Genomic DNA, 26,903 nt, shown 5'->3' on the forward strand with positions numbered 1-26,903 from the left:
GGGAGTGATGGTTCTGATGAAATCGGCTCATAAAAAGCCTACCGTGGTGAATACCTTCAGACGGGATTATCAGCTGTGGATTATGATTTTTCCGGCAATCGTTGTGATCTTTATCTTCAACTACATTCCAATGTACGGCATCCAGCTGGCGTTCCGTGACTATGACTTCTCCAAGGGGCTGACGGGGGGTGCATGGAGAGGGCTGTTTTATTTCCGGCAGTTTTTCGACAGCTATATGTTTGCGGACCTGATGAAGAATACGATAGCCATCAGTCTGGCAACCGTGATCCTGAGTTTTCCTGCACCGATTATTCTTGCTCTGCTGATTAACCAGGTGCGCTGGAAGCGGGCGAAGAAAACGCTCCAGACGACCGTTTATCTGCCCCATTTTATCTCCATTGTCGTGATGGTGGGACTGCTGAATGTGCTGCTCTCCCCGAACTCCGGGGTTATCGGCCATATCCTGAGTTCGATCGGTCTAGGTGATATCAATCTACTGGGCTCAACCAAAACCTTTGTTCCCGTGTATGTGTTATCGGAGATTTGGCAGCATTGCGGCTGGAACAGCATCATTTATTTGGCTGCACTTTCCACGGTGGACCCGCAGCTCTACGACTCTTCCAAAATTGATGGAGCCAGCCGCTGGCAGACGATCAAGCATGTCGATATTCCGGCGCTGATCCCTACGATTATCATTTTATTCGTGCTTAGTATGGGGAACGTGCTCAGTACCGGCTTCGAGAAGGTTTTCCTGATGCAGAACGCCCTCAACCTTCCGGTATCTGAGGTCATTGCTACCTATGTCTACAAAATCGGGATTATCAGCAATCAGTTCAGCTATTCCGCGGCCATTGGCCTGTTCAATACCGTGATCAACTTTATTTTCTTGTATGCGATGAATCTGGTTGCCCGGAAATCCTCAGACATCAGCCTGTGGTAGCAGCACTTAGGGAAGGAGTGGAGTGTTCATGCAGCTTATTAACCAAAAGGGTAAAAAGTTGACGGATGTCCTCTTTGATGCCGTCGTATATGCAGTGTGCCTGCTTATCTTTCTGAGCATCGTGTACCCGCTGTATTTTGTAATTATCGCCTCCGTCAGTGACTCCACGCTGGTGTCGACGGGGCAGGTAACGATTTTCCCGAAAAATATCAGCTTCTTTGGCTATAGTGAAATCTTCAAGGACTCGCGGATATGGACGGGGTACGGAAATACCCTGCTGTATACGGTTCTAGGAACGGCGGTGAACCTGCTATTCACGCTGCCTGCGGCTTATGTGCTGTCCAGACAGGAATTCCGGGCCAGACGGTTCCTGATGCTGACGTTTGTAATCACCCTCTTTTTTAACGGCGGACTGATTCCGACTTATCTGCTGATGAAGGATCTGCATATGACCAATACGATGTGGGTCTTTATTTTTCCGTTTTGCGTGAACGTCTACAATCTGATCATTGCCCGTTCGTTCTTTGAGAATTCCATCCCCAAGGAGCTGTTCGAGGCTGCTTCCATGGACGGGTGCACGCATTTCAAATTTTTTCTTAAGGTAGCCCTGCCTTTGTCGAAGGCGGTAGTATCAGTTATTGGTCTATATTATCTGGTTGCACACTGGAATGATTTCTTCACCGGCCTGATTTACATCCGCAGCAACAACCTGCAGCCGCTGCAGATTGTGTTAAGAGATATCCTGCTGTCCAATCAGGTGTTCTCGCAAGGCGCAGGCGCGGGTGGTTCGGCCGGAGGTTATGCCCAGCAGTATGCGGATCAGGTCAAGTATGGGGTCATCATCGTTTCCACGCTGCCGATTCTGATTGTGTATCCGTTTATCCAGAAATATTTCGATAAAGGGGTCATGATCGGTTCGGTCAAAGGGTAATGATGTGGTCCAATTACATGCTTGATTCATCCGGTCTTCCGCCCCTTATTACAAGGTAGACTATACGTACAAGCAAAAATCCAGCCGTTACTGCGGCTGGATTTTTGCTTGGGATGGGGTTTAGCATTATTTTTTCAATACAGTAACCTTGTATTCTTGAACCGTGGAATGATCTTCCGCTTTGACAGTGAGGGTCAGTTCTGTACGGTTGTCTTCCAGTGCAATATCCCTTGGTGACGTATCCTCGACCAGAACATCGCCCACATAGACCAGCGCGTTCTTGTGCTTCGGCACCGCCTTCATCTCAAGAAGCTCTGTCCCCTGCGGAACAGTCAGCGTGTACGAAGGGGTATCGCTGCTGAACGGATCGGATAAGACCCCTCTGCTAAAGCTCAGCTCCTGCAGCCGGGCATCGGCGTCAAAGCCTGTCATCATGCGCAGCAGGTCGAAGATGCCGTTCTCCTGACCCGGGATCACGAACTTGATTTCCGCTTCTGTCTTGTCCTGTACACTTGCGGCCGGGATGAGATACCGCTTGTTATAGAAGCTGCGCGGCTTATCCGTGTGCAGCGTCTCGCTGGCCAGCAGCTCGCCGTCCACATAAATAGCGATCTCCTTGCCGTTGCTGCCGGAGAAATACGTAACCGACAAGTAGTTGTCGGTCTGCGGCATAACCTTCAGTCTATAGCTGAACCAGCCGTTATTCTCCGATTTGCGGATGTTATATCCGTCCCAGGTGGCTACAGAGGTATTCTCGCCTTGTATCCCATGCTCCAGCTCGTACTGGTCATTGCCGACCGGCAGGCTGTCGATGGTGGCATCCTGCACGCTCTGATGCAGCTTGGCCTGCAGAATATGGGCCTGCAGCTCCGCAGAATCTGCTTCAACAAGGCGCCAATAGATTCCGTAACGTTCACTGTGTTGCTTATAGTGAGGAGTGAATACCAGGCGGTTGTCTTCGTCAGTACCACGCAGGGCAAAGGCAAGGCCATCCTTCAGTGTCTCAAAATGGTCAGCGAAACCGTTCAGCCATTCCTCAGGGCTGGCATTAACCGTAGTAATGAAATCCTTGACCAGCATATTTCGGGTCGGCACACTGACGGCTACTCCTGTCGCCGACTGTGACATATCGTCCTGTCCCAAGGCGGCGCTCAGCACCACCGGGCCATATTTGAAGGCAACCACATGCTGTGCATCCGGCAGGTTGAAATAGTTAAGCTTCATGGGCACTTTAAGCTTCAGGATATCCCCGTCCGCCCAAACCCTATCCAGTACGGCATATCCCTCTTCAGTCACGAAGCTGACGGATTGTCCGTTCAGGCTCAGCCCGGGTTCACCGGCAATCCAGTCCGGCAGCCGCAGCTTGAGCGATAGGGAGGCATCTTTATTCTGCAGGGTCTGCACCGTGAACTGCACGGTATCACTGTACGGAAGGGCGGCGGTTTGCGTCAGCTTAAGGCCATGTTCTTCAGAAAGCAGCGTCGAGCTTAAATATTGGTTCACATAAATGCTGCCGTAATTGTGGAAGTAAATGCTGTCATTCAGCTTGGTGAAGCTCTCCATGCCCGTTCCGGTGCAGCACCAGAAATGCTCGAAGGGCGAGCTATATACCTTGAAGTAGCCTGTTGCCATCGGCTGGAAATACATCGTCATCCCGGTATGCGGGTGCTGAGAAGAGACAATTGCATTTAAAAAGGTGTTTTCATAAAAATCGGCATATTTGACGTCACCGGTAATCTTAAACAACTCGCGCGAGAGCTTCAGCATATTGTAGCTGTTGCAGGTCTCCGCGGTGAAATTGGAGCGTTCCCGGTCCAGCATATCCGGATCACCGAAATGCTCCCATTCGCTGTTGCCTCCGGAAATATAGCTATGGTGATGCACAACCATTTCCCAGAACTGCGCGGCAGCCTCCAGGTAAAACTGTTCGCTCGCGCCGAGCGCAAGATAGCGGTTCAAGGCCCCGAGAAATTTCGGAATGGTAGTATTGGCATGTTTGCCTTTGAGAATATCCTTGCCTTCACGGACCGGTGTGAACAAGGTCAGCTCATCGAATTGATGGGCTGCGTTCAAATGATGCTCATCTCCGGTAATTTTGTACAGCTCATACAGGCAATCGTTCATTCCCCCGTATTCCACGGATAAGACAATCTGCTGGATTTCGGGAGACCAGGAGGAGGTGCGGCGGTACACCCATTCGCCCAGTTTTGTTACAACAGCATAAGCTGTTTCATTTCCGGTGGCGGAGTAAACGGCTGTCAGACCGGAGATAATCTTGTGCATGGTGTACCAGGGTACCCAGGCGGGCTGTTTATTCTCCACATTGTCAAACAGCTGCTCGGAAAAAGCCGAAAGATATCCGCTCTCCAACTGGCAGAGTGCAAGCTCCGAGACAATATACTTCAGTCTCAGGCCGATTTCATCATCTTTGGTGCTCTGATAGGCCTGGGCCAAGGCGGCTAGGTAATGCCCCAGCGTGTGGCCGCGAATCTCTGTATTCTCCCAGCCGGGATATTTGTCGGCTTTGGGGGCCAGTCCTTTGTTCTCCCGGAAGCCTGCGAGCAGCCGGTCGGAATCGTAGCTTTTGAGATATTGGATTTCTTTAGCGAACGCATTCATGAAATAGGGATCGGTAATGCTGACCTGATCCATCCGGAAATCGTGTAGTACAGGTTTATTTGCCGCAGTGTGCGGTGTTGTTCCAACAGTCATATTTATCACCAATCCTATAATCTATAAAGTATGATACACGAAGCTTGATTCATAAATAAGCTTATAGGTATAGTGTTTTCGGGTAAATAGTGCAACGTTCGAATATGTGTGAAAAGGTTAGATTTATTGGATTTCTAAGGAAAATAAAGTATTGGACTGTCGTTGCTTCATGAAGCGGAAACAATTAATATGACAGGCTGTAGTCAAGTTATAAATAGTAGAATGAAAATGTAAATCACTTAAGGTTATCTCATGAGTGAAGATGGATAAAAGAAAGGAAGCAAAATGGGAAAAATAAAATTTAGTGAAGCGATTGAACGTTCTGTGCAAATAAGAGAACAATACCACAAATTGGAGATACAGTATCATGAAAAAGAATGGACAGTAGAAGAAGATGCGTTAGCCTTCCTGACAGATGCTGGTTTGGTCGGCCGTTTAACAATGTCTCAACAGGGGCGTTGGCCAACTAATGGGGACACTGTATCTGAACTTGAACATAAGATGGGGGAATGCATGTGGTGGCTGATTATCTTGGCTGAACGCATGAATATGGACATCAGTGAAGCATTGGACAAATTCTTATCCAAAACTGAGAAAAAATTAGGGAATTAGCAACTCTCAACTTAAAACTATGGGTCGCGCGCTAAGAAGGCGTACCAAAAAGACGGTGTTTGCCCGGATGGGCAGACACCGTCTTAATTTGTACGATTATAACAATGGTTATGGAATGTATTGCTGCACGATTGAAGTTACTTGACCCTCTTCGATCGTGAGATGGTATGGAAATTGGCTTAAGTCGATAATATCGGTCTTGGCGAATTCCTTCTGGAACTGAGGTAGAGAAATTCCCTCGTTCCAGTTGATATCCAGATCCTCGATCGTTCCGGTATGATCATAGATTTGCATGGTTACTCCGGCATTATCGGCAACCGGATAAGAGGTTAGCAAATCGCTGTCGTTAACGATATAATATCCGTCCGGTGCGCCTCCCAGCTCTGCCGCGCCATCCGGCTCCCGCTCGGCAAACACCCGGTCGGCTTCCGCGCCTTCAAACCATTCGATATCGTCTGAATTAAGCATCAGCTTGCCGTCTACGATTTGTAGATCGTGAATATATGCTGTGAGATGCTGAATCTGCCCGCCGCTTTGCGCTTCCGCACGTGTTCCCGCTGTGCTTGCCGTTGTTGCGAGGGAAAGAAACAGCAGGACCAGCAAAGGCAGTACATACTTGGAGTTTTTCAATAACATCTTTTCGTTTCCCCCTTGGCTTAAATATGGCTTGTGAATAGCCTATATACCTCTTTACCCTTCGCTATAGTTCTCAAACGGGGTATGTACCTCTATTAACGTAAATTAGCAAGAAATGTTGCAAAAATTTTGCTGAGGCCCATCAAAACTGCAGAAGATGTGAAAGACGGCACCGTATTTGTAAAAAGCTTCATGCCGGGGCATATTAAAATATCCAAATAACGGCTTGGAGGTGACTGGCGGATGGCGAAAATATGGCGGATCTATCTGAACGATTGGCGCAACCTGTTCAGGATTCCGGTGGCGGTGCTGCTGATTGCAGCGCTTATTGTGCTGCCCTCTGTGTACGATTGGGTAAATGTAGCCGCAGTATGGGATCCATACAGCAACACCTCCGGTATCAAAATCGCCGTGGCCAGTCTGGACAAAGGGGCGGAGCTGCAGGGGAAGAGCTTCAATATCGGTGACCAGGTGCTGGACAGCCTGCATAACAATAAGACGCTGGGCTGGACCTTTACGGATGCCCGGGCCGCTGAAATTGGGGTTCGGCGCGGAGACTATTATGCGAGCATCGTCATTCCCGCAGAGTTCTCGCAGCGGATGGCCGGAATCGTTGAGGGCAACCTGGTGAAGCCCGAGGTAGAATATACCGTTAACGAAAAGATCAATGCCATCGCGCCCAAAATCACTGCGAAGGGCGCTTCGACGATCACGACGCAGATCAGTGAGCATTTTATCGAAACACTCAGCAGCACGGTGCTTAATGCCCTCCGCCACATTGATGAGGAATTTCAATCCGAGCTGCCGGTAATCCGCAAGGTGGAGCAGGGGCTGTTCAAGCTGGAGGCCAGCTTGCCGGAAATAGACAAGGCGGGTAAGCTGGTGCTTAAGCTGCAGCAGAACTGGCCGGAGATCTCCTCCTCCGCCGGGAGGATCGCTTCCCTTACCAGCAAGCTGCCGGAGGTGGAACAGGCTGGAGCGGCGGCGGAAAGGATCGACGAGCACTGGTCCCAGATCAGTGAAGCCGCCGGGCAGCTGCAGACGCTGAGAAGCAAGCTTCCTGAGCTGGAGCGGGCCGCTCTTCTGGTCACCGGGCTGGATGCCAATTTCGGCAAGGTGGACGAGGTGCTGGACCGGGCTTCCGAGCGGTTGTCGGAAGCCGGAGCAGTGGTGAATGCCGCGGCCAAGGCATTGCCGCAGGCGGACCGGCTGGCTGCGGCCGGAAGCAGCTTTGGGCAGGAGCTGCAGCAGTTTCTGGAACAGAACGGCGCAGCCTTCGAGAGCATCCCCCTGATTGTGCAGCAGAATTTCTATCTGCTGCAGCAGACCGGGGATGCAGCCGTGCAGCTTGCCGCAGAGCTGCAGAACAACAAGGAACAGCAGCCGGCGGCCGCCCGGCAGCTGCAGCTCGCTTCAGCCCGGCTGTCGGCCGGAAGCGGGACACTGGGCCACACCGCGGCTTTGCTTGGCGCGGTGAACAGCCTGTCGCCCGGGGCGGTGCGTACCGGCGACATCCATGCTTTAAGTGAAGTGCAGGAGCAGTTCACATCCGCTGCTTCCCGGGCGGACAAGCTTGCGGCGGCGCTGCAGGCCGGAGGCGGCCCGGACGCCGGCGCGCTTGAGCAGTTTAGCCTGGCCGCCGGGCAGAGCCAAACGGCGCTGGATAGAATTGTTGCGCGCTACAATGCAGAAGGCATGCCGGCGGTAACGGACTCCATGAAGCAGCTAACCAGCACAGCGGGGACTGCCGCCAAGGCACTGCAGAATGCTCCACAGCGCCTTGACGCACTGAATACAGTTCTGGATGAGGCAGCGGCGGCAATCGGATACGGAGAGTCGGGCCTTGCTTCGCTGCGGCAGAACCTGCCTGCGATCCGCGAAGATGTGCATGCGGCAGCCAGCGGCCTTGAGGACAAGATGGCTATGTTCAATCATTTCGTCACGGATGTTCTTCCGCAGATCGAAAGCGGACTCCCTGCTGCCGGAGAAGCGATCCATGGAGCCGCTGAATTTGCCCGCAATGATCTGCCTGCCGCAGAGGAGAAATTCCGCAGGGCAGCGGCGCTGATCACCACCGGACTTCCGCGTGCTGATCAGGGCGTGGAGCGCGCTGCACAGCTGGTGCGTGAGGATCTTCCGACGCTTGAAGCCGCCGTCCGCAAAGCGGCTGTGACCATCCGGCAAATTAAAAGTGAAGTGAATCTGGAAGATATCGCGCAGCTCTTGGGCGGAGATATCAAGAGCAAAAGCGATTTTCTCGCCAGTCCGGTCGTCCTGAAGGAGAAGATGCTCTACCCGATTCCGAATTACGGCTCGGCGATGACTCCTTTTTATGTCGTGCTCTCCTTATGGGTGGGGGGAACCCTGATGATTTCCCTGCTGCGAACGGGAGTCGATACAGGAGGAATCATATATACCGGCTACCAGCTGTATTTCGGGCGGCTGCTGACCTTTCTGACCATTGGAATCCTTCAGGCGCTGGTAGCGGTACTTGGCAATATTTATATCCTGAACTGTTATGTCGCGGATAAAGGCTGGTTTGTGCTGTTTGCTGTGTTAATCAGCATCGTATTTGTGACGATTGTGTTCACCCTCGTTTCGGTCTTCGGCAATTTGGGAAAAGGAATTGCCGTTGTATTTATGGTGCTGCAGTTCTCCAGCTCCGGAGGCACATTTCCCATCAGTACCACCGGGCATTTCTTTCAGATCCTGAATCCTTTTATGCCGTTCACCTATGCGATCAGTCTGCTGCGGGAAGCGGTAGGGGGGATTCTGCCGGAGGTGGTCTTCCGCGATGCGTTTGCTCTGCTGCTTTTCGGCGTGCTGGCGCTGCTGCTGGGGCTTACGCTGCAGAAACCGCTTGAACGCTTCATCCGCAAAGCCGCAGAACAGGCTGAGAAGTCCAAGCTGATCACTTGATGTAAGGAATTAGAAGATAAGAGCTTTTATTTCCATCTGTCAACCACTTTTGAACGTGCCAATGGATGTTGACCTGTGTAATATTTACACCTATTATGTAGGAATATCTGGATTATTGTTCAAATATTTGGATTTGAGAGGTGGAGTTTGTTTGGAGCCTAAGACTACGATCCAAGGGGAACTGGACGCTTTTCTCAAAAGGGAAGGCAAAACCATTAATCAATTTGCTGGAATATCCGCTGTCAACTCCGGAACGCTCAGCAGCATTATCAATGGCAACCGCCCGATTGCAATGCAGCAGCTGGACCGGATAACCGCCGGAATGGGTCTGCCTGAAGGTGCGTTTTATGAAATGTATATAGATGAATGCATTATTCATTCCACGCCGGACTGGCGGAGGCTGGGCCCGTTTCTGCACCGCTGCGCCGAGCTGGACAAGCTGGAATGCATCCGGCAAGTGGTACATAATCTGATGGATAATATCTCCTATGCTCAAGCGCTGTTTGACACGGCCGAGGAATTTTACAGGAATGACAAAAAAGAAGCTGCGGCGCTGCTGTATGAAGGCGTAGCGGAGAGCGAGAAGTATCAGCATTCCGAACGGCTGGCGCTCTGCCAATACCGCTTGTTCACGATCGCTTTGGGTGATAATCAGGATATTAACCTGCAGGCTGCCACGCAATTTGAATATTTTGTCGAACGGCTGGATGAGGCCGATCAGCTTGATGCGCTGCACGCGCTGGCGAATATTTATATTTCCCTGCACCGCTGGAGCAAAGTGAATATTCTGGCTGAAGAAATGGAGCGCAAAGCCTCCATCCAATACCAGAATCAGTACCTGGTGACCAAACAGCGTGAGACGCGTAAGGAACCGGCAAGACCAATCTGCTTCTACATCCTTTACGCTTATCTGCTCCGTTCGGCGGTATGCCATGAACGTGGAGAATACGAACGGGCTTTGCATTATGCTTCGCTCTACGCGGACTCCGGCTGGGTACGTGAGGACACGGAGAAAGTCCGGGAGGTTAAGGCGCAGTTTCAGGAATGGGCGATTGCCAATTCCTATCTTCATCGGTTAATGGCTGGTCAAATGGATGTGCTTACAGAGTATGCCGAGTTCATTGCGGCCCGGGAAAATGAAATTCTTCCGGCTTTAATAAAAATTATGCAGGCCGCCAACCGCTATCAGTTCAATGTGGATGGAATTATTGAACGTTTTCAGGATCAGCTGGATTTCAAAGAGCAGCGGAGCCGAATAGGCATCATTAATTCCCGGGTTACCTGGGATGAATATACAGACCTTCTTTGTGAGGTGGCCGCCTATTACTTTAATGCACAACGATATGAGGCGGCTATTCATTATACGTTAAAGGCATTGGAGTATTCCGCCAAAATAAATGGTGATGCATGTGTACTCCGGTGCGTGAGATTATTTGAAGAATGCAGGCATCTGGCCACTATAGAGGACCAAAAGAAGTATAAAACACTAATCGGCGGGGCAGGGCGGATGAATGAAAAGAAAGACAGCCTAATGCTCAGTCATTATTAGTATTGAAAGGACTGTCTCGCCCGTAGATAACCTCTGCGGGTAAGACAGTCCTTTTTGTAAAGATAAGCATTTATATGCTTCGCGCTATAAATTATCCTTCTATTTCTCGCTCAGCTTCCCTATCTCGCCGGTGCGAAATCGGCCACCTGGCGGAGCAGGCCGTCGATGGTCTCCAGCGTTTCCTGCTGGAGAAGAATGCCGGAAGCCTGTGCGTTCTCTTCAACCTGGCCGGGCTTGCTGGCTCCGATCAGTGCAGAGCTGACACCTGGCTGGCGGAGTACCCAGGCCAGCGCCAGCTGTGAGAGCTTCAGGCCAAGGCTGGCCGCCAGGTCATCCAATTGGGCAACGACGCCAAGGACATCGTCGCGCAGATAGCTGCGGATGACGCCGTTCACTGAATCGTCTGCGCCGCGTGTTCCGGCCGGAGGCTGTTGTCCCGGCTTGTATTTGCCGGTCAGAATGCCCTGGGCGAGCGGCGAGAAGACAACTTGTCCCAGTCCTTCCTGCCCCGATACCTCAAGCACCTCTTCTTCGATATAACGCTCGAACATATTGTAGATCGGCTGATTGGAGGCCAGCGGGCGGAGATTCAGCCTGCGGCTGATGCCTCCGGCACGGGCGATTTGTGCCGCGCTCCATTCGCTGACTGCGGAATAGAGGATTTTACCTTGGGCTGTAAGGTCATCCAGCGCGCGCAAGGTTTCTTCTAACGGCGTATCCTTGTCAAAGCGGTGGCAGAAATACACATCAATGTAGTCGGTTCCGAGACGCTTCAGGCTGGTCTCGCATTGCTCCATAATATGCTTGCGGGAAAGCCCCCGGTCGTTCACCCCGTCTCCCATCGGGAAAAACACCTTGGTGCTGAGCACATAATCCGACCGCTGGTAGGAACGGAGAGCTGCGCCAATCGCCTTCTCGCCTTCCCCGCGGTTGTAGGCATTGGCGGTATCGAAGAAATTGATACCGCATTCAAAAGCTTTGGCCACGCAGGCGTCCGCTGCTTTCTGCTCTGCGGCTGTTCCGTAGGTAAGCCAGCTGCCCAGGCCGATCTCACTGACCTTAAGGCCTGTATTGCCTAATCTTCTATACTTCATTGTGATTCCATCTCCTTCCATGTCATTTGTTAAATCCTATCACATTGCATAGCAGCGTCACAAATCATTGAAGCATCGGCCGCAATTACGGTAGAATCGTAGATAGTGCCAAATCTATCTAATTATAATAGTTGAAGGGTGAGCTGGATGTCTATTTCATTTGCTAAGCCAAACAAAGTTATTCTGTTTCAGGGAGATTCCATCACCGACGGCAACCGTGGCCGCGATAACGATCCCAATCATATTCTGGGGCATGGCTATGCCTACATTATTGGCGGCAAGCTGGGCAATGAGCTGGCCGAGCAGCAGCCTATGTTCTACAACCGCGGAGTGAGCGGTGACCGTATCTCCGATCTGTATGCCCGTTGGAATGAGGATGCGATCTATCTGCAGCCGGATATTCTCAGCATCCTGATCGGAGTCAACGATATTTGGAGAATGATGAAGGGCGAGCCGGGAGGCTGCACCGACCGTTACGAGCGTGCTTACCGCCATGTGCTGGAAGAGACGCGCGAAGTGCTGCCGGAAACGAAGCTGGTGCTGGTCGAGCCGTTTATCCTGAATACCGGAGCACCCGCGGAAGACTGGAGTGGATGGTCCAAATGGATCAACCATTATCAGGGGGTTGTCCGCGAGCTATCGCAGCAATTCGGCACCGTGCATGTTCCGCTGCAGGATGCTTTCAACGCAGCTGTGGAGAGAGCAGAGGCAGCCTATTGGCTGTGGGATGGCGTTCATCCAACAACGGCCGGCCATGATTTGATCGCCAAGGAATGGCTGAGTGTTGTGGAGAAGAGCGGGATATGCTAAGGCTGCTCAGAAGAAGTTTTGCCCGTGAAATAGAGCTGCTGTCCGCATAGGACGGTATGCTCTATTTTTTTGGGAAGCTGGACATTTATTTGGCTCAACGTTCAATAGGCGCAGCAATTTCCACTTGTATGAAATAAAGAGGAAACAACAATGGTATTCTTTTTATGTTGACTTCAAAAGAATGTGGAGTAAGATGGGTAATGCGAGAAATCACTGATTTTCCAGGTTGTTATTACTGAAGGAGAAGAAGGAACTGAAACGGCAATGGCCGGAGAACCGGACTTTAAATATTGTATGCCATGGACACAGTGTGCCGTCTGGATATTTTGCCACCCCCTTTGTTGATACCGTTCATGCTTATCCCCATTTGCTGCACAAAGAGGTCAAGGCGCAATATCCCTATGCCGTATTGAATGTCATCGTCACCGGCATTGGCGGTGAAACCTCGCTTGCCGGAAGAAGCCGATTCCGTGACCAGGTACTGGGGCACCGTCCCGATGTGGTAACAATTGATTATGGATTGAATGACCGAGGCATTGGACTGGACGCTGCTGCCGATTCGTGGAAAGCGATGATCGAAGCCTCTCTTGAACAAGGAACCAAAGTCATCCTGTTGACACCTACCTGGGATCGGTCGTATGGTACAGGAAACGAAGCTTGGCATTCCTTGCTGGAGCACGCCGGGCAGATCCGTCAGCTCGCTGAAGAATACAAGGTCGGATTATGTGACAGCTTCGCCGCCTTCCAGACCTACATCGACGGCGGAGGCGAACTCGAAGATCTGCTGTCCTATGTGAATCATCCCAATGAACAGGGGCACCGGCTGGTAGCCGGCGAACTGGCGAAATTTCTGCTGTAGGAAGGGGCGGGTACCTCCATGAAATCCCTGAGAAGGTGGGGCGGGCTGATCCGGGAGAAGCTTAGCGACAGATTTTATCAGATATCGATCAAACAGAGAGTGCTGTTCTCTTTCATTCTGTTGATAACGCTGTCAATCAGTGCGATGGGATTGTTAACCTACCGGATTGCCGGGAAGGAAATTCAGAACAACGCCTTTGAGACCAGCAGGGAAACGGTGGACAAGACCATGCAGCTGCTCGATTACAGACTGAATGATGTGGCCATGTCGGTACAATCGCTGATGCTGAGTGATGCCTACAGGCAGATGATGATCGATGTTCAAGCTCATGATGTGAAAAATTACTATGTCCATTTGTCGGAAATGCAGTATGTACTCTCCCAGGCCACCTTCAATGAACCGATTATTGAGAACGTTCTTATTGCAACGCCAATCGGCGATTTCTACTCGACAACGCAGGTGCGGGCGCAAGATCATTCATTTTACGGCTCGGAGCTGTACGACAACAGTAAAAAAAATCCCGGCGGTTATTGGGCCAAAGCCCATTACGACCGGCTGTTTACAGGCAATCAGCGTGTCGTTTCTTTTGTGGTGCGGGGAATATATGAGCATACGCCGATTACGAATGTGTTCATCGTCGTCAACCTCCGGGAGAACCGGATTACCTCGCTGCTGAATCAGAACAGCTCCGGCAATGACCGGGAATACCTGCTGCTGAACAAGGAAGGCGAAGCGGTGGTGCAGAGCGGCGGGTTCACCCGCGAGGAGCCGCCGAAGGACCCGGCATTTCTGCGTGACAGCACCACTAGTAGCGAGGGGAACTTCTTTTACCCTTTTGACGGAGAAGATTATCTGGTCAATTATAAGCAATCGATAATTGCGCCGAACTGGATCCTGGCCGGGATACAGTCCAAGGATCAGCTTCTCGGACAGCTGAAGGGGGTGCAGCGGACAATTCTATATGTCATTCTGGTGTTTCTGCTGACCACATGGTTTTTCTCGAACAAACTGACAGCCGCCCTCCTTAAGCCGCTCTTCAAGCTGAGCAGACTGATGCGCAGGGTGGAGGAGAACCAGCTAAGTGTGTCTTTTGAGAGCAAATATAATGACGAGATTGCCCAGGTTGGCTTCCAGTTTAACCGGATGATGACCGAAATCAAAAGCCTGATCGAGGATGTGCGACAGAACGAAGAGGGCAAACGCCATGCCGAAATCCGGGCGCTGACAGCCCAGATGGAACCGCATTTTCTCTACAATACGCTGAATACGATCTACTGCAAATCGGTGATGGGTGAAAATGACGATGTAAACGAGATGATTCTGGCCTTGTCGCAAATGTTCCAGCTGGGCCTCAGCGGCGGCAAGGATCTGATTCCGCTGGAGGACGAGCTTTCCCATGTGCAGCAGTATTGCGCCATCCAGCAAAAATGCTATGAAGATCTGTTCCAGTACAAGGTTGATATCGGAGAAGAAGAGCTGTTGTCCTTCCCGGTCCCCAAGATCCTGCTGCAGCCGATTGTGGAGAACAGCATCCAGCACGGCTTTGCGGACCGCCGAAGGGGCGGTGTCATTCAAGTGCGGATTTCCACGGAGCATTCCATGCTGCATATTGTGGTGGAGGACAACGGCAAGGGAATGGATGTTGTGAAGGTGAAGCAAGGAATGCACAAACGTGAAGTTTCCAAAAAAGGCTATGCACTGGTCAATATCAGGCATAGGCTGATGTTATATTACGGCGGTGAGGCGCGGATGGAGCTGTCCGGTGAACCGGGCGCTGGCTCCCGCACTGATTTATGGATACCGCTCAGCCCGCTGAGGGGGGAGGGAGGAAGCTATGGAATATAGAGTGCCTAGGCTGCTCAAAATTTGTGTTATCGATGATATCCGAAGTGTGGTGGATATGATTGCCCGCAAGCCGGACTGGCAAAAGCACGGCATTGAAGTGGTAGGGACAGCGCTCGATGGCGAAGAAGGACTGCAGATGATCCGCGGGTGCAAGCCTGATATCGTGCTTACGGACATCCGGATGCCGCGCATGGACGGGCTTGAGATGACCCGGGCAATTCTGGAATTTGCGCCCCAGTGCAAAATCATTATCCTCAGCGCATATTCAGAGTTTTCTTATGCGCAGCAGGCGATCCGCCTCGGGGCGATGGATTTTGTCAAAAAGCCGTTTTCACTCGAAGAGATTGTGAATGTGGTGCTGAAGGCCAAGGCGATATGCTTGCAGGAGCGTGAGGAGCAGGAGAAAATCAGGGAAATGGAAGCCAAAATCAAAGAAAGTCTGCCGATTCTCCGCCAGGAGTATCTGACCTTTCTGATGCAGCATCAGACCACGGAACATAGCGCGAAATCCCGCTGGGAGTATTTAGGGATTCCGCTGAATCAGGAGAATTTCATCGTATTTATCGCGGAGATTGATCATTTTTCTGAGAAGTTCGGCAGCCAGCCGGTGCAGGAGATCGAGCTTGTCCGCTTCAGCCTGCAAAATATACTGGAGGAGACGATACGCTCCCGGACGCGGGGGATTATCTTCCGGGAGGCAACGAACCGTTACGTTTGCGTGATGAACGGTGAGGATCCCGGTACTGCCGAGCAGATTGCGGAGGCTTGCTGTGCCAATATCAGCCGATATTCCCGGTGTACGATCTCGGTAGGAACGGGACTTTGCGTATCAACGGTACATGAGCTTGCGGATTCCTACGCACAGGCGCTCAGCGCGCTGGCTTATCATTTCTATACAGACGGAAATGCTGTGTACAGTTATTCCAGTATCGTCCATAAACCCCGGTCCGTGAACAATTATTCCGTTGCCGCTGAACAGGAATTTCTGTTCGCGCTCCGTTCGGGCAACCGCGACAAAAGCCAGCAGGTGCTGCGGTATATTTTTGACGAGCTACTGCAGTTGGACCCGCTGCCCGAGCCGCAGTACGTAGAGAACATCGGTTATGAGCTGGCGTTCAAAATCTGCCGGGTTATGCTGGAATTGTTCCCCTACGAGAAGGTTCAGCCACTAGAGCAGCAGGTGAACCGGCTGAGGAACCGGCATTCCCCTTCTCTGCAGGAGATACGCACGCTGCTGGAAGGGTTGTGTGCGGAAGGCTGCCGCTGGATTGAAGAGGAGCGTTCCATGGAGTCCACTCTGATTATTCATCGGGCAAAAGCGTATATCTGTGCCAATCTCCATACCAGCCTGACACTGGAGCAGGTGGCGAAGCAGATCAATTTGAGCCAGGGATATTTCTCTAACCTGTTCAAGAAGGTAGCGGGCATTTCCTTTCAGCAGTTTGTCACGCATGAAAAGATGGAGAAGGCTAAAAGTATGCTGATTGAAGGCATGCAGGTGCAGGAAATCGCCATAGAGCTGGGCTACGAGCACCGCCGCTATTTCAGTGAGGTGTTCAAGAAGTCCACCGATATGACACCTTCGGAGTTTAAAATATCTTATCTGGGCAAAGGTTGATGCCGGGTGAATCGCGTCTGCTAGCGTGACCTGGCCTCAACATATCTGTCAACACCACGGGGATGAACGATCTGCTTAAACAGCGGAGACTCATCCCCGTTTGGCATTATTTCAGCAGAAAGCTGCCCTTAATGTGGGCTTACCCGCATTATGCAGATTATGGAGCTGCCCTATAATCAAGGTGTAGGGAATCAGTATTGAAATATAAGGGGGCTAACAGCAATGAGGAAACAACTGCTTCTGACTGCATCAAGCGTAGTATTGGCATTCGGCCTGACCGCATGCGGCAATTCCGATACCACGGATAAATCCGGAGAGACAGGCGGATCAGCACCGGGAGAAAAGACCAAAATCAGCTATTGGACGGGAGACCGCCATGACGCCGAATTTGTGAAAGAAAAGGTGGCCGAGTTCAATGAAACGAACACCGACGGCATCGAGGTGGAACTGGTCGTCAAGGGTGATGATTTCGATACCGCACTAGATCTTTCATTCCAGACCTCCGACGCCCCGGACATCATCCGGGTGAAGGAGAATACGATTGGCACCTTTTATAAAAAGGAGTATCTGGCTCCGATTGACGAGTACCTGAGTGAGGAGTTGAAAGCGAAATTTCCGGAAATGGTCGATCTGAACACATTTGACGGCAAACGCTACAGCCTTCCCAACTATGGAACGACGATGCGTCTCATCTATAACAAAGACCTGTTCGCCAAAGCAGGCATCCAGAACCCGCCAACGACCCTGCAGGAATTGGTGGACACCGCCAAAAAGCTGACCGAAGCGGGGAAAGCGGATGGTGCGTATGGCTTCGCCCAGAACTTTAAGAATCCGCCCAGTGCGCTTGGACGCTCTTCACGGGTCATTGCTGAAATGAGCGGTTTCGGCGGTTTCGGGTATGACTTCAAGACGGCCAGGTTTGACTTCAGCGGCTTCAAGCCGATCATTGAAGCGTTCAAGCAGATCAAGGATAACGGGAGCATGCTGCCGGGTGTTGAGTCGCTGGATATCGACCCGCTGCGGGCACAATTTGCCGAAGGCAAGATCGGAATGTATCTGAGCTTCTCCTCGGAGCCTGGCGTATATAGCAAACAGTTTCCGGCCAAAATCGACTGGGCTGCGGCTCCCGCTCCAACGATTGACGGCAATGTGAAGGGGGCTTCCGGTTTCCTCGGTGGACAATGGCTTGCGCTGAGCTCCAAATCGGAGCATAAGGATGCCGCATGGAAGTTCATGGAATTCATGTACAGTGATCAGATGCTTACGGCGTATCAGGAAAACGGCTACGGTATCTCGATGGTGCCTTCCATCAGCGCCGCAGCAAAGACGCCGGAGGTCAACGGAATCGAAGGCTTCCTGCCAAACAAATATGACGGCGTATGGCCGGTCTATCCTACTGTTGCGCCGGAGGGCATGAAATCGGATGACGCGTTCTTCAAGTACATGCTGAACGGCGGCGATCTGGATGCTATCATCACAGATCTGAACAAACGGTACAATGCGGCGCTTGACGATGCGATGAAGAACGACGGTCTGAAAGCCGAACCGGACGCTGGTTTTGACCCGGCTCAGCTTGGCGGGAAATTCGCCAAGTAAGTCCAACGCCATGAAGATGTAGAGATCGGATAAGGAGGGGGAGGCTCTCCCCATCCTTATCTATATACAGCAAGACAGGAAAGGAGTCTGAAGAGATCCTATGCGCAAAACCAAAAACGCTGTTTTTGCTTACAGCTATCTGCTGCCCAGCGCACTGCTCACACTGGTGCTGGGCATCTATCCGATTGCCTGGGCATTCCGCTATATGTTCTACAATTACAAAGGTTATGGAACGGCCCGCTTTATCGGTTTAGATAATTTTACCCGGATTCTGCAGGATACCCAGTTTTGGGACTCGGTTGTCAACACTTTTGTATATGCGGGAGGAAAGCTGCTGCTCTCCATCCCGCTTTCATTGCTGCTGGCTGCGATTCTGAACCGCAAACTCAGAGGCAGACAGGTGTTGCGGGCTATCTTTTTCATGCCTACGGTGATCAGTACGGCTGTCATGGCCGTGGTCTTTTTTACCATATTCAATTCTTACAACGGAATTCTTAACCAGTTCCTGATCAAATTTAACATTACATCCTCCGGCATTGACTGGCTCGGTCCGAAACATGCCATGCTTACGGTCATTCTTGTCGCTGTGTGGGGCGCGGTGGGCAATTACATGCTGCTGTTTCTGGCCGGACTGCAGAATATACCCGAGGATGTTTATGAGAGCTCCTCTTTGGATGGAGCCAATAAAATACAGCAGTTCCGGTTCATTACTCTGCCGATGCTCGGTCCGGTCCTGCAGATGGTCATTATGCTGGCGATCATCAACGCACTGAAGGGCTATGAGAGCATTATGGTGCTGACGGAAGGCGGACCTGCGGGCAAGACGGAAGTGATGTTCCTGTACTTGTATAAGCTGTTCTTTCCTGTCGGCGGCGGCGCAGCCTCAAGCCAGGTGCAGGAGTTTGGATACGGCAGTGCGGTCGCGTTCGTTTCTGCGCTTATCGTAGGGATGATTTCCATCATTTATTTCTATGCGTCCCGGCGAATGAATCGGATCGATTGAGGAGAGATGTGACATGAGAACCAAAACGTTATTGGGAAAGACGTCATTATGGTGCTTTTTGCTGGTGTTCGCCTTTATTACTTTAATTCCTGTCGTAATCACTATTCTCGGCTCGTTCAAAACGAACAGTGAGCTGACTACGGGTGCGACCTTCCTGCCAAGCAAATGGCAGTTTTCCAACTACATGGAGGCCTGGAAGCAAGCTAATTTCTCCACGTATACGATGAACAGTCTAATTGTGTCCCTCTCGGTGGTAGTGGGCACTCTGGTGGTCTCCTCCATGGCAGCTTATGTGGTGGACCGTCTGGAGTTTTTCGGCAAGAGGATCTATATCGGTATGCAGTCCTTCACGATGTTTGTTGCCGTCGGCGCAGTAGTGCTGCGCCCGCAGTTCGATCTGATGGTGAAGCTGCATCTGCACAGCTCCTTATGGGGAGTCATACTGATCCTAATTTCCGCGCATGCTTCAATCTTCTTTATCCTGCTCAGCTTTATGAAGGGCATTCCCCGGGAGCTGGATGAGGCCGCGCGGATCGACGGCAGCTCGCTTGGCCGCACCTTCTGGACCATCATCCTGCCGCTGCTTGGCCCCGGCCTCGGCGTCGGCGCGTTGTTCACCTTCCGCGGTGCCTGGAATGAATATCTACTGCCGCTTGTATTCACGATGACGAAGCCGGAGCTGCAAACGTTGACTGTCGGCCTGGCTAATCTGAAATACGGCATTTCCGCCGCTTCGCAGACCCACTATATGATGGCGGGGGCCTGCTTGTCCATTCTACCAATTCTGGTGGCCTATGTGTTCGCCAACAAGTCCTTTATGCAGATGACGGCGGGGTCCCTGAAAGGATAGGAACATTCCTTCCGGACAGCGTGGAACTATCTCGAAAATACGTCTAACAATGAGTTTAATACTACTTTTGATACTTCAAGCAACAACCAGGAGGTTTACATTATGACAGTTCAGGTACCAACAATCCTTACATCCAGTCCGCTGATTCAGCGCTACCCCGGCAATCCGGTGCTCGATGCTGCGCGCGTACCTTATCCTACCGCACTTGTATTCAACGCTGGAGTGACCAGATTCAAAGGCAAGTATGTGATGGTCTTCCGAAATGACTATGGTTCCCTGAGCAATCAGACCATTGAGCCGCATCATACGACAGACCTCGGGATTGCTTTCAGCGAGGACGGCATCCACTGGGAGGCCAGTCCGAAGAAATGCTTCAGGCTGCATGATGAGGAAATCATCCGGGCCTATGATCCCCGGTTAACCGTCATTGATGGACGCTGCTATATGTGTTTTGCGGTGGATACGAAGCATGGCATCCGCGGCGGCATTGCGGTGACGGATGACTTTGAGGAATTTGAGATCCTCAGCCTGTCGTCGCCGGATTTGCGCAATATGGTGCTGTTCCCCGAGAAGATCGGCGGAAACTATGTCCGTCTGGAACGCCCCTTCACCGTGTACAGCCGGGGCGGCAAGGACCGTTTTGACACCTGGATTGCTGAATCCCCCGATTTGAAATACTGGGGGAATGCCGATCTGCTCTTTGGGGTAGAGCATGTGCCATTCGCCAATGACAAGGTGGGACCGGCTGCGCCTCCGGTGAAGACGGACAAAGGCTGGCTGACGACCTTCCATGCGGTGGATGTGGATCCTTCCCGCGGAAAGCATGGCTGGGAGCCTACCTGGAAGAAACGGTATACGGCAGGCATCATGCTGCTTGATCTGGAGAACCCAAAGCGGATTATCGGCATGAGCAAGGAACCTTTGCTGGCGCCGGAGGCCAGTTATGAAACCGACGGAGGTTTCCGCAATAATGTTATTTTTCCGGGCGGGATGATTCTGGAAGAGAGCGGCGAGGTCAAAATCTACTACGGCTCAGCGGACACGATTGAATGTCTGGCAACCGCGCATGTGGATGATCTGATCGCGCTCTGCTTGAAAGGCTGATTGGCCGATGACGAGGATATGGAATCATCTGGAGAATCCGCCGGCGGAGTACCGCCCGCTTCCCCTCTGGTCCTGGAATGACAGGCTGGAGAAGAAGGAGTTGGAGCGGCAGATTGAAGAGATGCATAAAGTCGGCATTGGCGGTTTTTTCATGCATGCCCGTGGCGGGCTGCAGACGTCTTACATGAGTGAGGAATGGATGGACGCCATCCGTATCTCCATTGAGAAGAGCCGTGAGCTGGGGATGCACGCCTGGTTCTATGATGAGAACGGCTGGCCCAGCGGCTTCGCGGGGGGAGAGGTTCCAGCTAAGGGACTGCCTTACCAGCAGAAGAGGCTGGTTTATGAGCAGGCTCCCTTCCAGAGTGCGGCGGAGCGGATGATTGCATGCTATGCCCGTGGAGCAGAAGGGCAGGGGTACATTCTTCTGGCTGCGGATGAGGAGGCGAATGCCGATCTGCGCATCTGCTATGAGGTGAATCCGTATTATACAGATACGCTTAGTGAAATGGCTGTACAGGAATTTATCACGACGACCTACGAACGGTATTGGGAGCAATTTGGCGCAGATTACGGGGCGGAGCTACACGGTGTGTTCACCGACGAACCGCAGTTTGGACGCGGCGGACTTCCCTGGTCCTTCGAGCTGGAGGAGCGCTTCGCCTCCCGCTGGGGTTATGATGTGAAGGAGATTCTTCCCGCCTTGTTCCTGGAAACGGAAGGCTGCCGCAAAGCCCGCTATGACTATTGGGAAACTGTGACCTTTATGTTCACCCAGGCGTATGCTAAACAAATCGGCGATTGGTGTGCGGATAAAGGCTGGTCAGCGACGGGACATGTTGTCGATGAGCAGGAACTGATGCATCAGGTGACCTCTGTCGGCGATCCCATGGCTTTCTATGAGCATTTGCAAATTCCCGGATGCGACTGGCTGGGCCGGTTCGTCGGCAGTGATGCCCTGGTGCCGAAGCAGGTGAGCTCGGCGGCCCGCCAGCTGGGCAAGAAACGCGCGATCACCGAGAGCTATGGGTGCTCGGGCTGGAACATCAGCTTCGCCGATCTGCGGAAGATCGGGGAGTGGCAGTTCGTGCACGGCATCAATCTGATGTGCCAGCATTTGCAGGGCTATACGCTGCGGGGCCTGCGGAAGCGGGACTACCCGCCTTCCTTGTACTACCAGCAGCCCTGGTGGGAGGACTACAAAGGCTTTAATGACTACTTCGCCCGGCTGTCCCTGCTGCTGGCGGAGGGCAAAGGCCGGGCGGAGGTGCTGCTGCTGCATCCGGTGCGCACAGCCTGGACCCTGCAGCGCGGCGCTGACTCTTCGGCGGTGGTTCCCTTTCATGAGGCGTTCGCGCAGCTGTCCCGGTGGCTGTGCCAGAGCCTGATCGAGCATGATTACGGCAGCGAAAGCATCCTTGCCGGCCATGGCCGGGTCAGCGGCGGCTGTTTGTGGGTTGGTGAGGCAGCATACCGCGTGGTCATTGTTCCGCCAAGCCTCACGCTGGATACGGCAACTGCTCAGCTGCTGGAGCAGTTCGTCTCCCAAGGCGGCCACTTGATAGCCTTCGTCCCCTATCCTGTGCTGGTGAACGGGGAACCTGATGGCGGACTTGCATACCTCATGCAGACTGCGGTCCATCCCGAATGGAGCCGTGATGAGATAGGCCACGCCGTATCCGCTGCTTCCCGGCCGTTCCTGCACATTACGGAGGAAGACGGAACGGCAATTGCGGTGGATACGCTTAATGTGCGGACACTAGAACTGGAGGGCGCGGTGTTCTGTTATATCGTGAATTCCGGTGAGAAGTCCTATCCGATGTTGCATATGGAAGTGTCCAGGCCCGGCACCGTCTCACTGATTGATCTGGAGACGGGGAGCCTTCACGCGCTCAGACAGGAGATCCGGGAGGATAGTGTCCGGCTGCGGCTACCGCTGTATGCCGGAGGTTCCTACATGCTGAAGCTCGATCCGTTGCCGGAAGGAACTGTTGCGGCTGGGAAATTAGGTTCAACGGTGGAAGAGGAAATAACAGAAGAAACAGAGCTGCCGTATCCGCCTAGCAGAGTGGAAGCATGCACACGGCTGGAACTCGCCCCGGAGTGGGATATTGCCTATGCGGATCTTAACAGCTTAACGCTGGACTCCGCCCGGCTGCGGGTGGAAGGCGGAGCATGGTCGAAAACGCAGCCGGTGATTTTCATTCAGGAGCAGTTGTTGGCTTATGGCCGGTCTGTTGCGTTTGAATTGGAATTTGTTTTTCAGGTGGTCTTTGATCCTAAGCGTCCGCGGGAGCTGTATCTGGTGCTTGAACAGCCTGAGGAACTGGAAATCCTGTTGAACGGAAGTGCAGTCTCCAGTGTAAGCTGCGGCTGGTGGAGGGATTCTTCCCTGCAGAAGATTGATATAGTAGGGTTGGCCATCCGGGGCAGCAATGTCATTACCCTGAAGGGGATGTTCAGGCATTCTGTCGAGCTCAACGACAAGCTGGAGCGGGCCAAGCAATTTGAAGCCGAAGGGAACAATCTGACGCTGGACCAGGAAATAGAAAGCATCTATCTGCTGGGCTCCTTCGGTGTGGAAGCTGCGGAGGTTTTTGAAGAGACCGAACGCAGGGCGCTATGGACCGGAGGACCCTTTACACTGACTGAAGCTCCAGAGCGGGCATGCACCGGCGATCTCGCACAGCAGGGATTTCCGTTTTTCGCGGGAAGCATTCATTTATTTCAGACGTTTGAACTGGGGGGAGAAGAAACAACCGGAGCTCAATGGACCTTTCAGTTTCACTCTGCACCGGATGCGGTTGTAACCAAGCTGTTCATTAACAGGGCCGAGGTACGAACCTTCCTGTGGGAACCGTATGAAGCTGATATTACCGCTTATTTGCAGCCCGGAGTAAATGAAATTGTACTGGTGCTGACCGGCAGCTGCCGCAATCTGCTGGGACCCCACCATCATATTAAAGGCGAAGTATACAAGGTAGGGCCGGACAGCTACAGGGATAAGCCGGGCTGGACAGACAAGGATTTGAAACCGGACATCCATGTGTATCAGGACAGATATTGTTTTGTGCGTTTTGGATTGGCGGCGGCTCCCGCTATTCTTGGGGATACAAATGACATCAGCGGTTTTGCTTGCGATATTGCAGGGGCGAACGCCGGGCGATTGCCTTAAACACACGTCCAAAATGGGCGATGCTGTCAAAGCCGGTCTCCTCGGCAATCTTTGTGACTCTGTCATTCGTATCCCGCAGACGGCGCTGCGCCTCCTGGACACGGACCGTATTGAGGTACTCGACAATGGTGAAGCCGGTGGTTTGCTTAAATAGGCGGCAGAGATAGGTGCTGCTGATAAAAAAGGTATCCGACAGCTCCGTTATCGTCAGCTTCTCGGCGTAATGGGTCTGTAAATATTCGATAATCTCATAGGTTTTGCGCTGTTTGTCATTGTTCACCGGAACGATGCTGTCCGGAGCCCGCTCCCGTATCCGGTTCATCCCGATGAGCAGCTGCACCAGCAGAGTCTGCATAAAGGGGATGTGCTGCGCCCGCTCCGCCTTCTGTTCCTCCAGCATGGCGAAGAGAAGGTTCTCGATCATCCCCTGCTCATGCGCATCCGGGCGCAGCAGCAGGCATTGTGCACTGAAAAAGGGAAGCTCCAGCGGGAGTTGCTCCATCAGCCTGTTAAGAAAGTCATGCCGGAAATTGATCAGGATCCGCTCATGGCGGCTTGTTCCTTTGGCTACAGTCCGGTGAAGCTCGTTGCGGTTAATAAAGATCAGATCGCCGCTGCGCAGTGCATATACCAGATTGTTGATGTAATAATTGCGCTCTCCCGCAAGCAGATAATAAATTTCATAGCTGTCGTGATAATGGTCGGAATCCATACTGAAGGTTCCGGCCCTTTTAATTTGTTCAATCATGAACGGGGGTTCCATTTTCACACGCCTCCCCTATAAGAAGCTAAAATATGCATAGTATCACTCAAAACGCTAAATAATGCTTAGAAATAGATGTATTTTATACTATACACTATATTCAGAAAGCGCAACCAAATCAATGGGCGATGGAGTGATAACAATGATCAGCAAAAAATATGCATTTGTCGGTACCGGAGGCCGGGCGGAGTTTTTTTACGGGGAGATCACGAGAAACTACCGGGAGACGGCTGAAATCGTCGGCTTCTGTGATGTAAACGCGGCAAGAATGGCGTATGCCAACACCCTGCTGGTGGAGAAATACGGATACCATGAGGTTCCTGTCTACAAGGCGCATGATTTTGACCGGATGATTGCGGAAACGCGTCCCGATGCCGTGATTGTAACCAGCATTGACCGCACACATCATCGTTACATCATCCGGGCGATGGAGCTTGGCTGTGATGTGATCTCCGAGAAGCCGATGACTACGGACGTAGAGAAATGCCAGGAGATTCTTGAGGCGATCGAGCGCACCGGGCAGAAGCTGCGGGTGACCTTCAACTACCGCTATGCACCGCATAATACCAAAATCCGCGAGCTCTTGATGGAAGGGACTATTGGTGAAGTACTGTCTGTCAACTTCGAGTGGCTGCTGAATACACAGCATGGTGCGGACTATTTCCGCAGATGGCACCGTGATAAGCGCAACAGCGGCGGCCTGCTGGTTCACAAGTCTACCCACCATTTCGATCTCATGAACTTTTGGCTGGACTCTAAGCCGGATACAGTATTTGCAATGGGCGATTTGCGCTTTTATGGCCGGGAAAATGCCGAGAACCGGGGAGTAACCGAATTTTATCAGCGGGTGCACGGCAGCGCAGCAGCGCAGAATGATCCGTTTGCCCTCCATCTCAAAGATAACGAGCAGCTGAAACAGATGTATTTGGATACCGAGCAGGAAGACGGGTATTTGCGTGACCAGAGCGTGTTCGGCGATAACATCAGCATTGAGGATACGATGGGTGTAATGGTCAAATACAAGAATAAGACGATTATGAACTATTCGCTTAATGCTTATCTGCCGTGGGAAGGCTTCAATGTAGTGTTCAACGGCACTAAGGGGCGGCTGGAGGTCAAGGTCGTAGAACAATCCTATGTCAATGCCGGAGGCGGCAAGGAACTGGAGGGGGCGGTAAAAGATAAGCAGATTACTGTCTATCCGCAATTTGCCGCACCGTATGAAGTGGAGATTGAGGAAGGCATCGGCGGTCACGGGGGAGGCGACCCGGTGATGCTGCGGGATATTTTTGAACGGCCTGCCGAGGATCGGTTTCGGCGTGCAGCCTCCCATATGGATGGAGCCTGGTCGATTATGACAGGAATCGCGGCCAACCGCTCCATGGCCACCGGGCTGCCGGTGAAGGTAGATCAATTGATCAAGCTGTAGGTTGCTGGGTGAAGGTGGATCAACTGATTCAGCTGTAGGTTCCCCGTTGAAGGTAGACCAACTGATTCAGCTGTAGGTTCCCCGTTGAAGGTAGACCAATTGATTCAGTTGTAGGTTCCTGCCAGGTTCACCTTAATCCTTTAAAGATTTCTATTGCGACTCTTCGGTAATCCGATCAGGCATACGGATCGCACCGAATTGGCTTTTGACTCCTGACTCCTGACTTCTGGCTTCTGGCTTCTGACGCCTGGCGCCTGGCGGGTATAATAGGTATTAAGAGCAATAACGGGAAAAACGCCCGCTGATTTTACGGCCATTACACATCGAGAGACATTATAGGGAAATGCACCCGCTAAATCAGGCGTTAGAAGAATAAAAGCTAATTCGCCAAAAATTAGAGGGGCAATTTCCTTTTAATGGTATGTTAGAGCCGAATTAGAGTAATTTACCGGGTGTAA

19 protein-coding genes are annotated in these 26,903 nt (G+C 52.1%); 15 read left to right on the top strand and 4 right to left on the bottom strand.

Translation table 11 applies throughout. The annotated features are described in order from the left end of the window. Nucleotides 1-16 precede the first annotated feature (16 nt). Both ACQ76X_RS22090 and ACQ76X_RS22095 read left to right on the top strand, forming a co-directional pair. Nucleotides 17-940, top strand: a complete 924-nt coding sequence (locus ACQ76X_RS22090; RefSeq protein ID WP_038599019.1) for an ABC transporter permease — start codon at nucleotides 17-19, stop codon at nucleotides 938-940. A gap of 28 nt (nucleotides 941-968) precedes the next feature. Continuing rightward, entirely contained in the window at nucleotides 969-1,871 is a 903-nt protein-coding gene (locus ACQ76X_RS22095; protein ID WP_038587935.1) for a carbohydrate ABC transporter permease, read from the top strand. 126 nt (nucleotides 1,872-1,997) lie between these two features. Here ACQ76X_RS22095 and ACQ76X_RS22100 read toward each other — a convergent pair whose 3' ends face one another. Then, a complete protein-coding gene (locus ACQ76X_RS22100) occupies nucleotides 1,998-4,583 on the bottom strand; it encodes a beta-L-arabinofuranosidase domain-containing protein (protein ID WP_438495936.1) in 2,586 nt (861 codons plus the stop codon). 285 nt (nucleotides 4,584-4,868) lie between these two features. Between ACQ76X_RS22100 and ACQ76X_RS22105 the strand changes: the two genes are divergently transcribed. Next, complete coding sequence (locus tag ACQ76X_RS22105; RefSeq protein WP_438495937.1) at nucleotides 4,869-5,195, top strand: MazG-like protein; 327 nt, start codon at nucleotides 4,869-4,871, stop codon at nucleotides 5,193-5,195. A gap of 108 nt (nucleotides 5,196-5,303) precedes the next feature. Here the strand turns inward: ACQ76X_RS22105 and ACQ76X_RS22110 are convergent, their stop codons facing one another. Beyond that, nucleotides 5,304-5,831, bottom strand: coding sequence for a hypothetical protein (locus ACQ76X_RS22110; protein WP_438495938.1), 528 nt, complete (start codon nucleotides 5,829-5,831; stop codon nucleotides 5,304-5,306). A gap of 243 nt (nucleotides 5,832-6,074) precedes the next feature. Between ACQ76X_RS22110 and ACQ76X_RS22115 the strand changes: the two genes are divergently transcribed. Together ACQ76X_RS22115 and ACQ76X_RS22120 are read left to right on the top strand one after the other, a co-directional pair. Beyond that, nucleotides 6,075-8,750: a YhgE/Pip family protein gene (locus tag ACQ76X_RS22115; protein ID WP_438495939.1), complete on the top strand. Its 2,676-nt coding sequence runs from the start codon at nucleotides 6,075-6,077 to the stop codon at nucleotides 8,748-8,750. 151 nt (nucleotides 8,751-8,901) lie between these two features. Continuing rightward, nucleotides 8,902-10,299, top strand: a complete 1,398-nt coding sequence (locus ACQ76X_RS22120) for a transcriptional regulator (RefSeq protein WP_438495940.1) — start codon at nucleotides 8,902-8,904, stop codon at nucleotides 10,297-10,299. Nucleotides 10,300-10,418: 119 nt separating this feature from the next. On the opposite strand, the gene ACQ76X_RS22125 is transcribed toward ACQ76X_RS22120, so the two are convergent. Further along, entirely contained in the window at nucleotides 10,419-11,393 is a 975-nt protein-coding gene (locus ACQ76X_RS22125; protein ID WP_438495941.1) for an aldo/keto reductase family protein, read from the bottom strand. Between the two features lie 147 nt (nucleotides 11,394-11,540). On the opposite strand from ACQ76X_RS22125, the gene ACQ76X_RS22130 reads away from it, so the two are divergent. The 9 genes from ACQ76X_RS22130 (at nucleotide 11,541) to ACQ76X_RS22170 (ending at nucleotide 24,253) form a co-directional block, all read left to right on the top strand. Continuing rightward, nucleotides 11,541-12,203, top strand: a complete 663-nt coding sequence (locus ACQ76X_RS22130; RefSeq protein WP_438495942.1) for an SGNH/GDSL hydrolase family protein — start codon at nucleotides 11,541-11,543, stop codon at nucleotides 12,201-12,203. Nucleotides 12,204-12,429: 226 nt separating this feature from the next. Then, complete coding sequence (locus tag ACQ76X_RS22135; RefSeq protein ID WP_438495943.1) at nucleotides 12,430-13,062, top strand: SGNH/GDSL hydrolase family protein; 633 nt, start codon at nucleotides 12,430-12,432, stop codon at nucleotides 13,060-13,062. A gap of 18 nt (nucleotides 13,063-13,080) precedes the next feature. Continuing rightward, nucleotides 13,081-14,907, top strand: coding sequence for a sensor histidine kinase (locus ACQ76X_RS22140; RefSeq protein ID WP_438495944.1), 1,827 nt, complete (start codon nucleotides 13,081-13,083; stop codon nucleotides 14,905-14,907). Further along, complete coding sequence (locus ACQ76X_RS22145) at nucleotides 14,897-16,525, top strand: response regulator (RefSeq protein ID WP_438495945.1); 1,629 nt, start codon at nucleotides 14,897-14,899, stop codon at nucleotides 16,523-16,525. Before ACQ76X_RS22140 ends, ACQ76X_RS22145 begins: the two co-directional genes overlap by 11 nt. A 222-nt stretch (nucleotides 16,526-16,747) precedes the next feature. Beyond that, on the top strand, nucleotides 16,748-18,121 hold the full coding sequence (locus ACQ76X_RS22150; protein WP_438495946.1) for an ABC transporter substrate-binding protein: 1,374 nt from the start codon (nucleotides 16,748-16,750) through the stop codon (nucleotides 18,119-18,121). 100 nt (nucleotides 18,122-18,221) lie between these two features. After that, nucleotides 18,222-19,124 carry a carbohydrate ABC transporter permease gene (locus ACQ76X_RS22155; RefSeq protein WP_438495947.1) on the top strand — a complete coding sequence of 301 codons (903 nt, stop codon included), beginning with the start codon at nucleotides 18,222-18,224 and terminating at the stop codon, nucleotides 19,122-19,124. A 13-nt stretch (nucleotides 19,125-19,137) separates the two neighbouring features. Further along, entirely contained in the window at nucleotides 19,138-19,974 is an 837-nt protein-coding gene (locus ACQ76X_RS22160; protein ID WP_438495948.1) for a carbohydrate ABC transporter permease, read from the top strand. Between the two features lie 102 nt (nucleotides 19,975-20,076). Further along, entirely contained in the window at nucleotides 20,077-21,078 is a 1,002-nt protein-coding gene (locus tag ACQ76X_RS22165; RefSeq protein ID WP_438495949.1) for a glycoside hydrolase family 130 protein, read from the top strand. Between the two features lie 7 nt (nucleotides 21,079-21,085). Continuing rightward, nucleotides 21,086-24,253, top strand: a complete 3,168-nt coding sequence (locus ACQ76X_RS22170; RefSeq protein ID WP_438495950.1) for a glycosyl hydrolase — start codon at nucleotides 21,086-21,088, stop codon at nucleotides 24,251-24,253. Here ACQ76X_RS22170 and ACQ76X_RS22175 read toward each other — a convergent pair. Further along, nucleotides 24,201-25,016: a helix-turn-helix domain-containing protein gene (locus tag ACQ76X_RS22175; protein ID WP_438495951.1), complete on the bottom strand. Its 816-nt coding sequence runs from the start codon at nucleotides 25,014-25,016 to the stop codon at nucleotides 24,201-24,203. The genes ACQ76X_RS22170 and ACQ76X_RS22175 overlap by 53 nt on opposite strands. 142 nt (nucleotides 25,017-25,158) lie before the next feature. On the opposite strand from ACQ76X_RS22175, the gene ACQ76X_RS22180 reads away from it, so the two are divergent. Next, complete coding sequence (locus tag ACQ76X_RS22180; RefSeq protein ID WP_438495952.1) at nucleotides 25,159-26,445, top strand: Gfo/Idh/MocA family protein; 1,287 nt, start codon at nucleotides 25,159-25,161, stop codon at nucleotides 26,443-26,445. The last annotated feature ends 458 nt before the right edge of the window (nucleotides 26,446-26,903 follow it).

The sequence above is a fragment of the Paenibacillus sp. IHBB 3054 genome (genome assembly GCF_051594305.1).
Taxonomy (GTDB): domain Bacteria; phylum Bacillota; class Bacilli; order Paenibacillales; family Paenibacillaceae; genus Paenibacillus_AQ.

What these genes read in the sequence shown, in the direction of transcription:
- ACQ76X_RS22130 (WP_438495942.1), top strand. Translation starts at nt 11,541, where the DNA reads ATGTCTATTTCATTTGCTAAGCCAAACAAAGTTATTCTGTTTCAGGGA.
- ACQ76X_RS22145 (WP_438495945.1), top strand. Translation starts at nt 14,897, where the DNA reads ATGGAATATAGAGTGCCTAGGCTGCTCAAAATTTGTGTTATCGATGAT.
- ACQ76X_RS22100 (WP_438495936.1), bottom strand. Translation starts at nt 4,583, where the DNA reads ATGACTGTTGGAACAACACCGCACACTGCGGCAAATAAACCTGTACTA.
- ACQ76X_RS22165 (WP_438495949.1), top strand. Translation starts at nt 20,077, where the DNA reads ATGACAGTTCAGGTACCAACAATCCTTACATCCAGTCCGCTGATTCAG.
- ACQ76X_RS22170 (WP_438495950.1), top strand. Translation starts at nt 21,086, where the DNA reads ATGACGAGGATATGGAATCATCTGGAGAATCCGCCGGCGGAGTACCGC.
- ACQ76X_RS22180 (WP_438495952.1), top strand. Translation starts at nt 25,159, where the DNA reads ATGATCAGCAAAAAATATGCATTTGTCGGTACCGGAGGCCGGGCGGAG.
- ACQ76X_RS22115 (WP_438495939.1), top strand. Translation starts at nt 6,075, where the DNA reads ATGGCGAAAATATGGCGGATCTATCTGAACGATTGGCGCAACCTGTTC.
- ACQ76X_RS22095 (WP_038587935.1), top strand. Translation starts at nt 969, where the DNA reads ATGCAGCTTATTAACCAAAAGGGTAAAAAGTTGACGGATGTCCTCTTT.
- ACQ76X_RS22105 (WP_438495937.1), top strand. Translation starts at nt 4,869, where the DNA reads ATGGGAAAAATAAAATTTAGTGAAGCGATTGAACGTTCTGTGCAAATA.
- ACQ76X_RS22125 (WP_438495941.1), bottom strand. Translation starts at nt 11,393, where the DNA reads ATGAAGTATAGAAGATTAGGCAATACAGGCCTTAAGGTCAGTGAGATC.
- ACQ76X_RS22110 (WP_438495938.1), bottom strand. Translation starts at nt 5,831, where the DNA reads ATGTTATTGAAAAACTCCAAGTATGTACTGCCTTTGCTGGTCCTGCTG.
- ACQ76X_RS22090 (WP_038599019.1), top strand. Translation starts at nt 17, where the DNA reads ATGAAATCGGCTCATAAAAAGCCTACCGTGGTGAATACCTTCAGACGG.
- ACQ76X_RS22140 (WP_438495944.1), top strand. Translation starts at nt 13,081, where the DNA reads ATGAAATCCCTGAGAAGGTGGGGCGGGCTGATCCGGGAGAAGCTTAGC.
- ACQ76X_RS22155 (WP_438495947.1), top strand. Translation starts at nt 18,222, where the DNA reads ATGCGCAAAACCAAAAACGCTGTTTTTGCTTACAGCTATCTGCTGCCC.
- ACQ76X_RS22160 (WP_438495948.1), top strand. Translation starts at nt 19,138, where the DNA reads ATGAGAACCAAAACGTTATTGGGAAAGACGTCATTATGGTGCTTTTTG.
- ACQ76X_RS22175 (WP_438495951.1), bottom strand. Translation starts at nt 25,016, where the DNA reads ATGGAACCCCCGTTCATGATTGAACAAATTAAAAGGGCCGGAACCTTC.
- ACQ76X_RS22150 (WP_438495946.1), top strand. Translation starts at nt 16,748, where the DNA reads ATGAGGAAACAACTGCTTCTGACTGCATCAAGCGTAGTATTGGCATTC.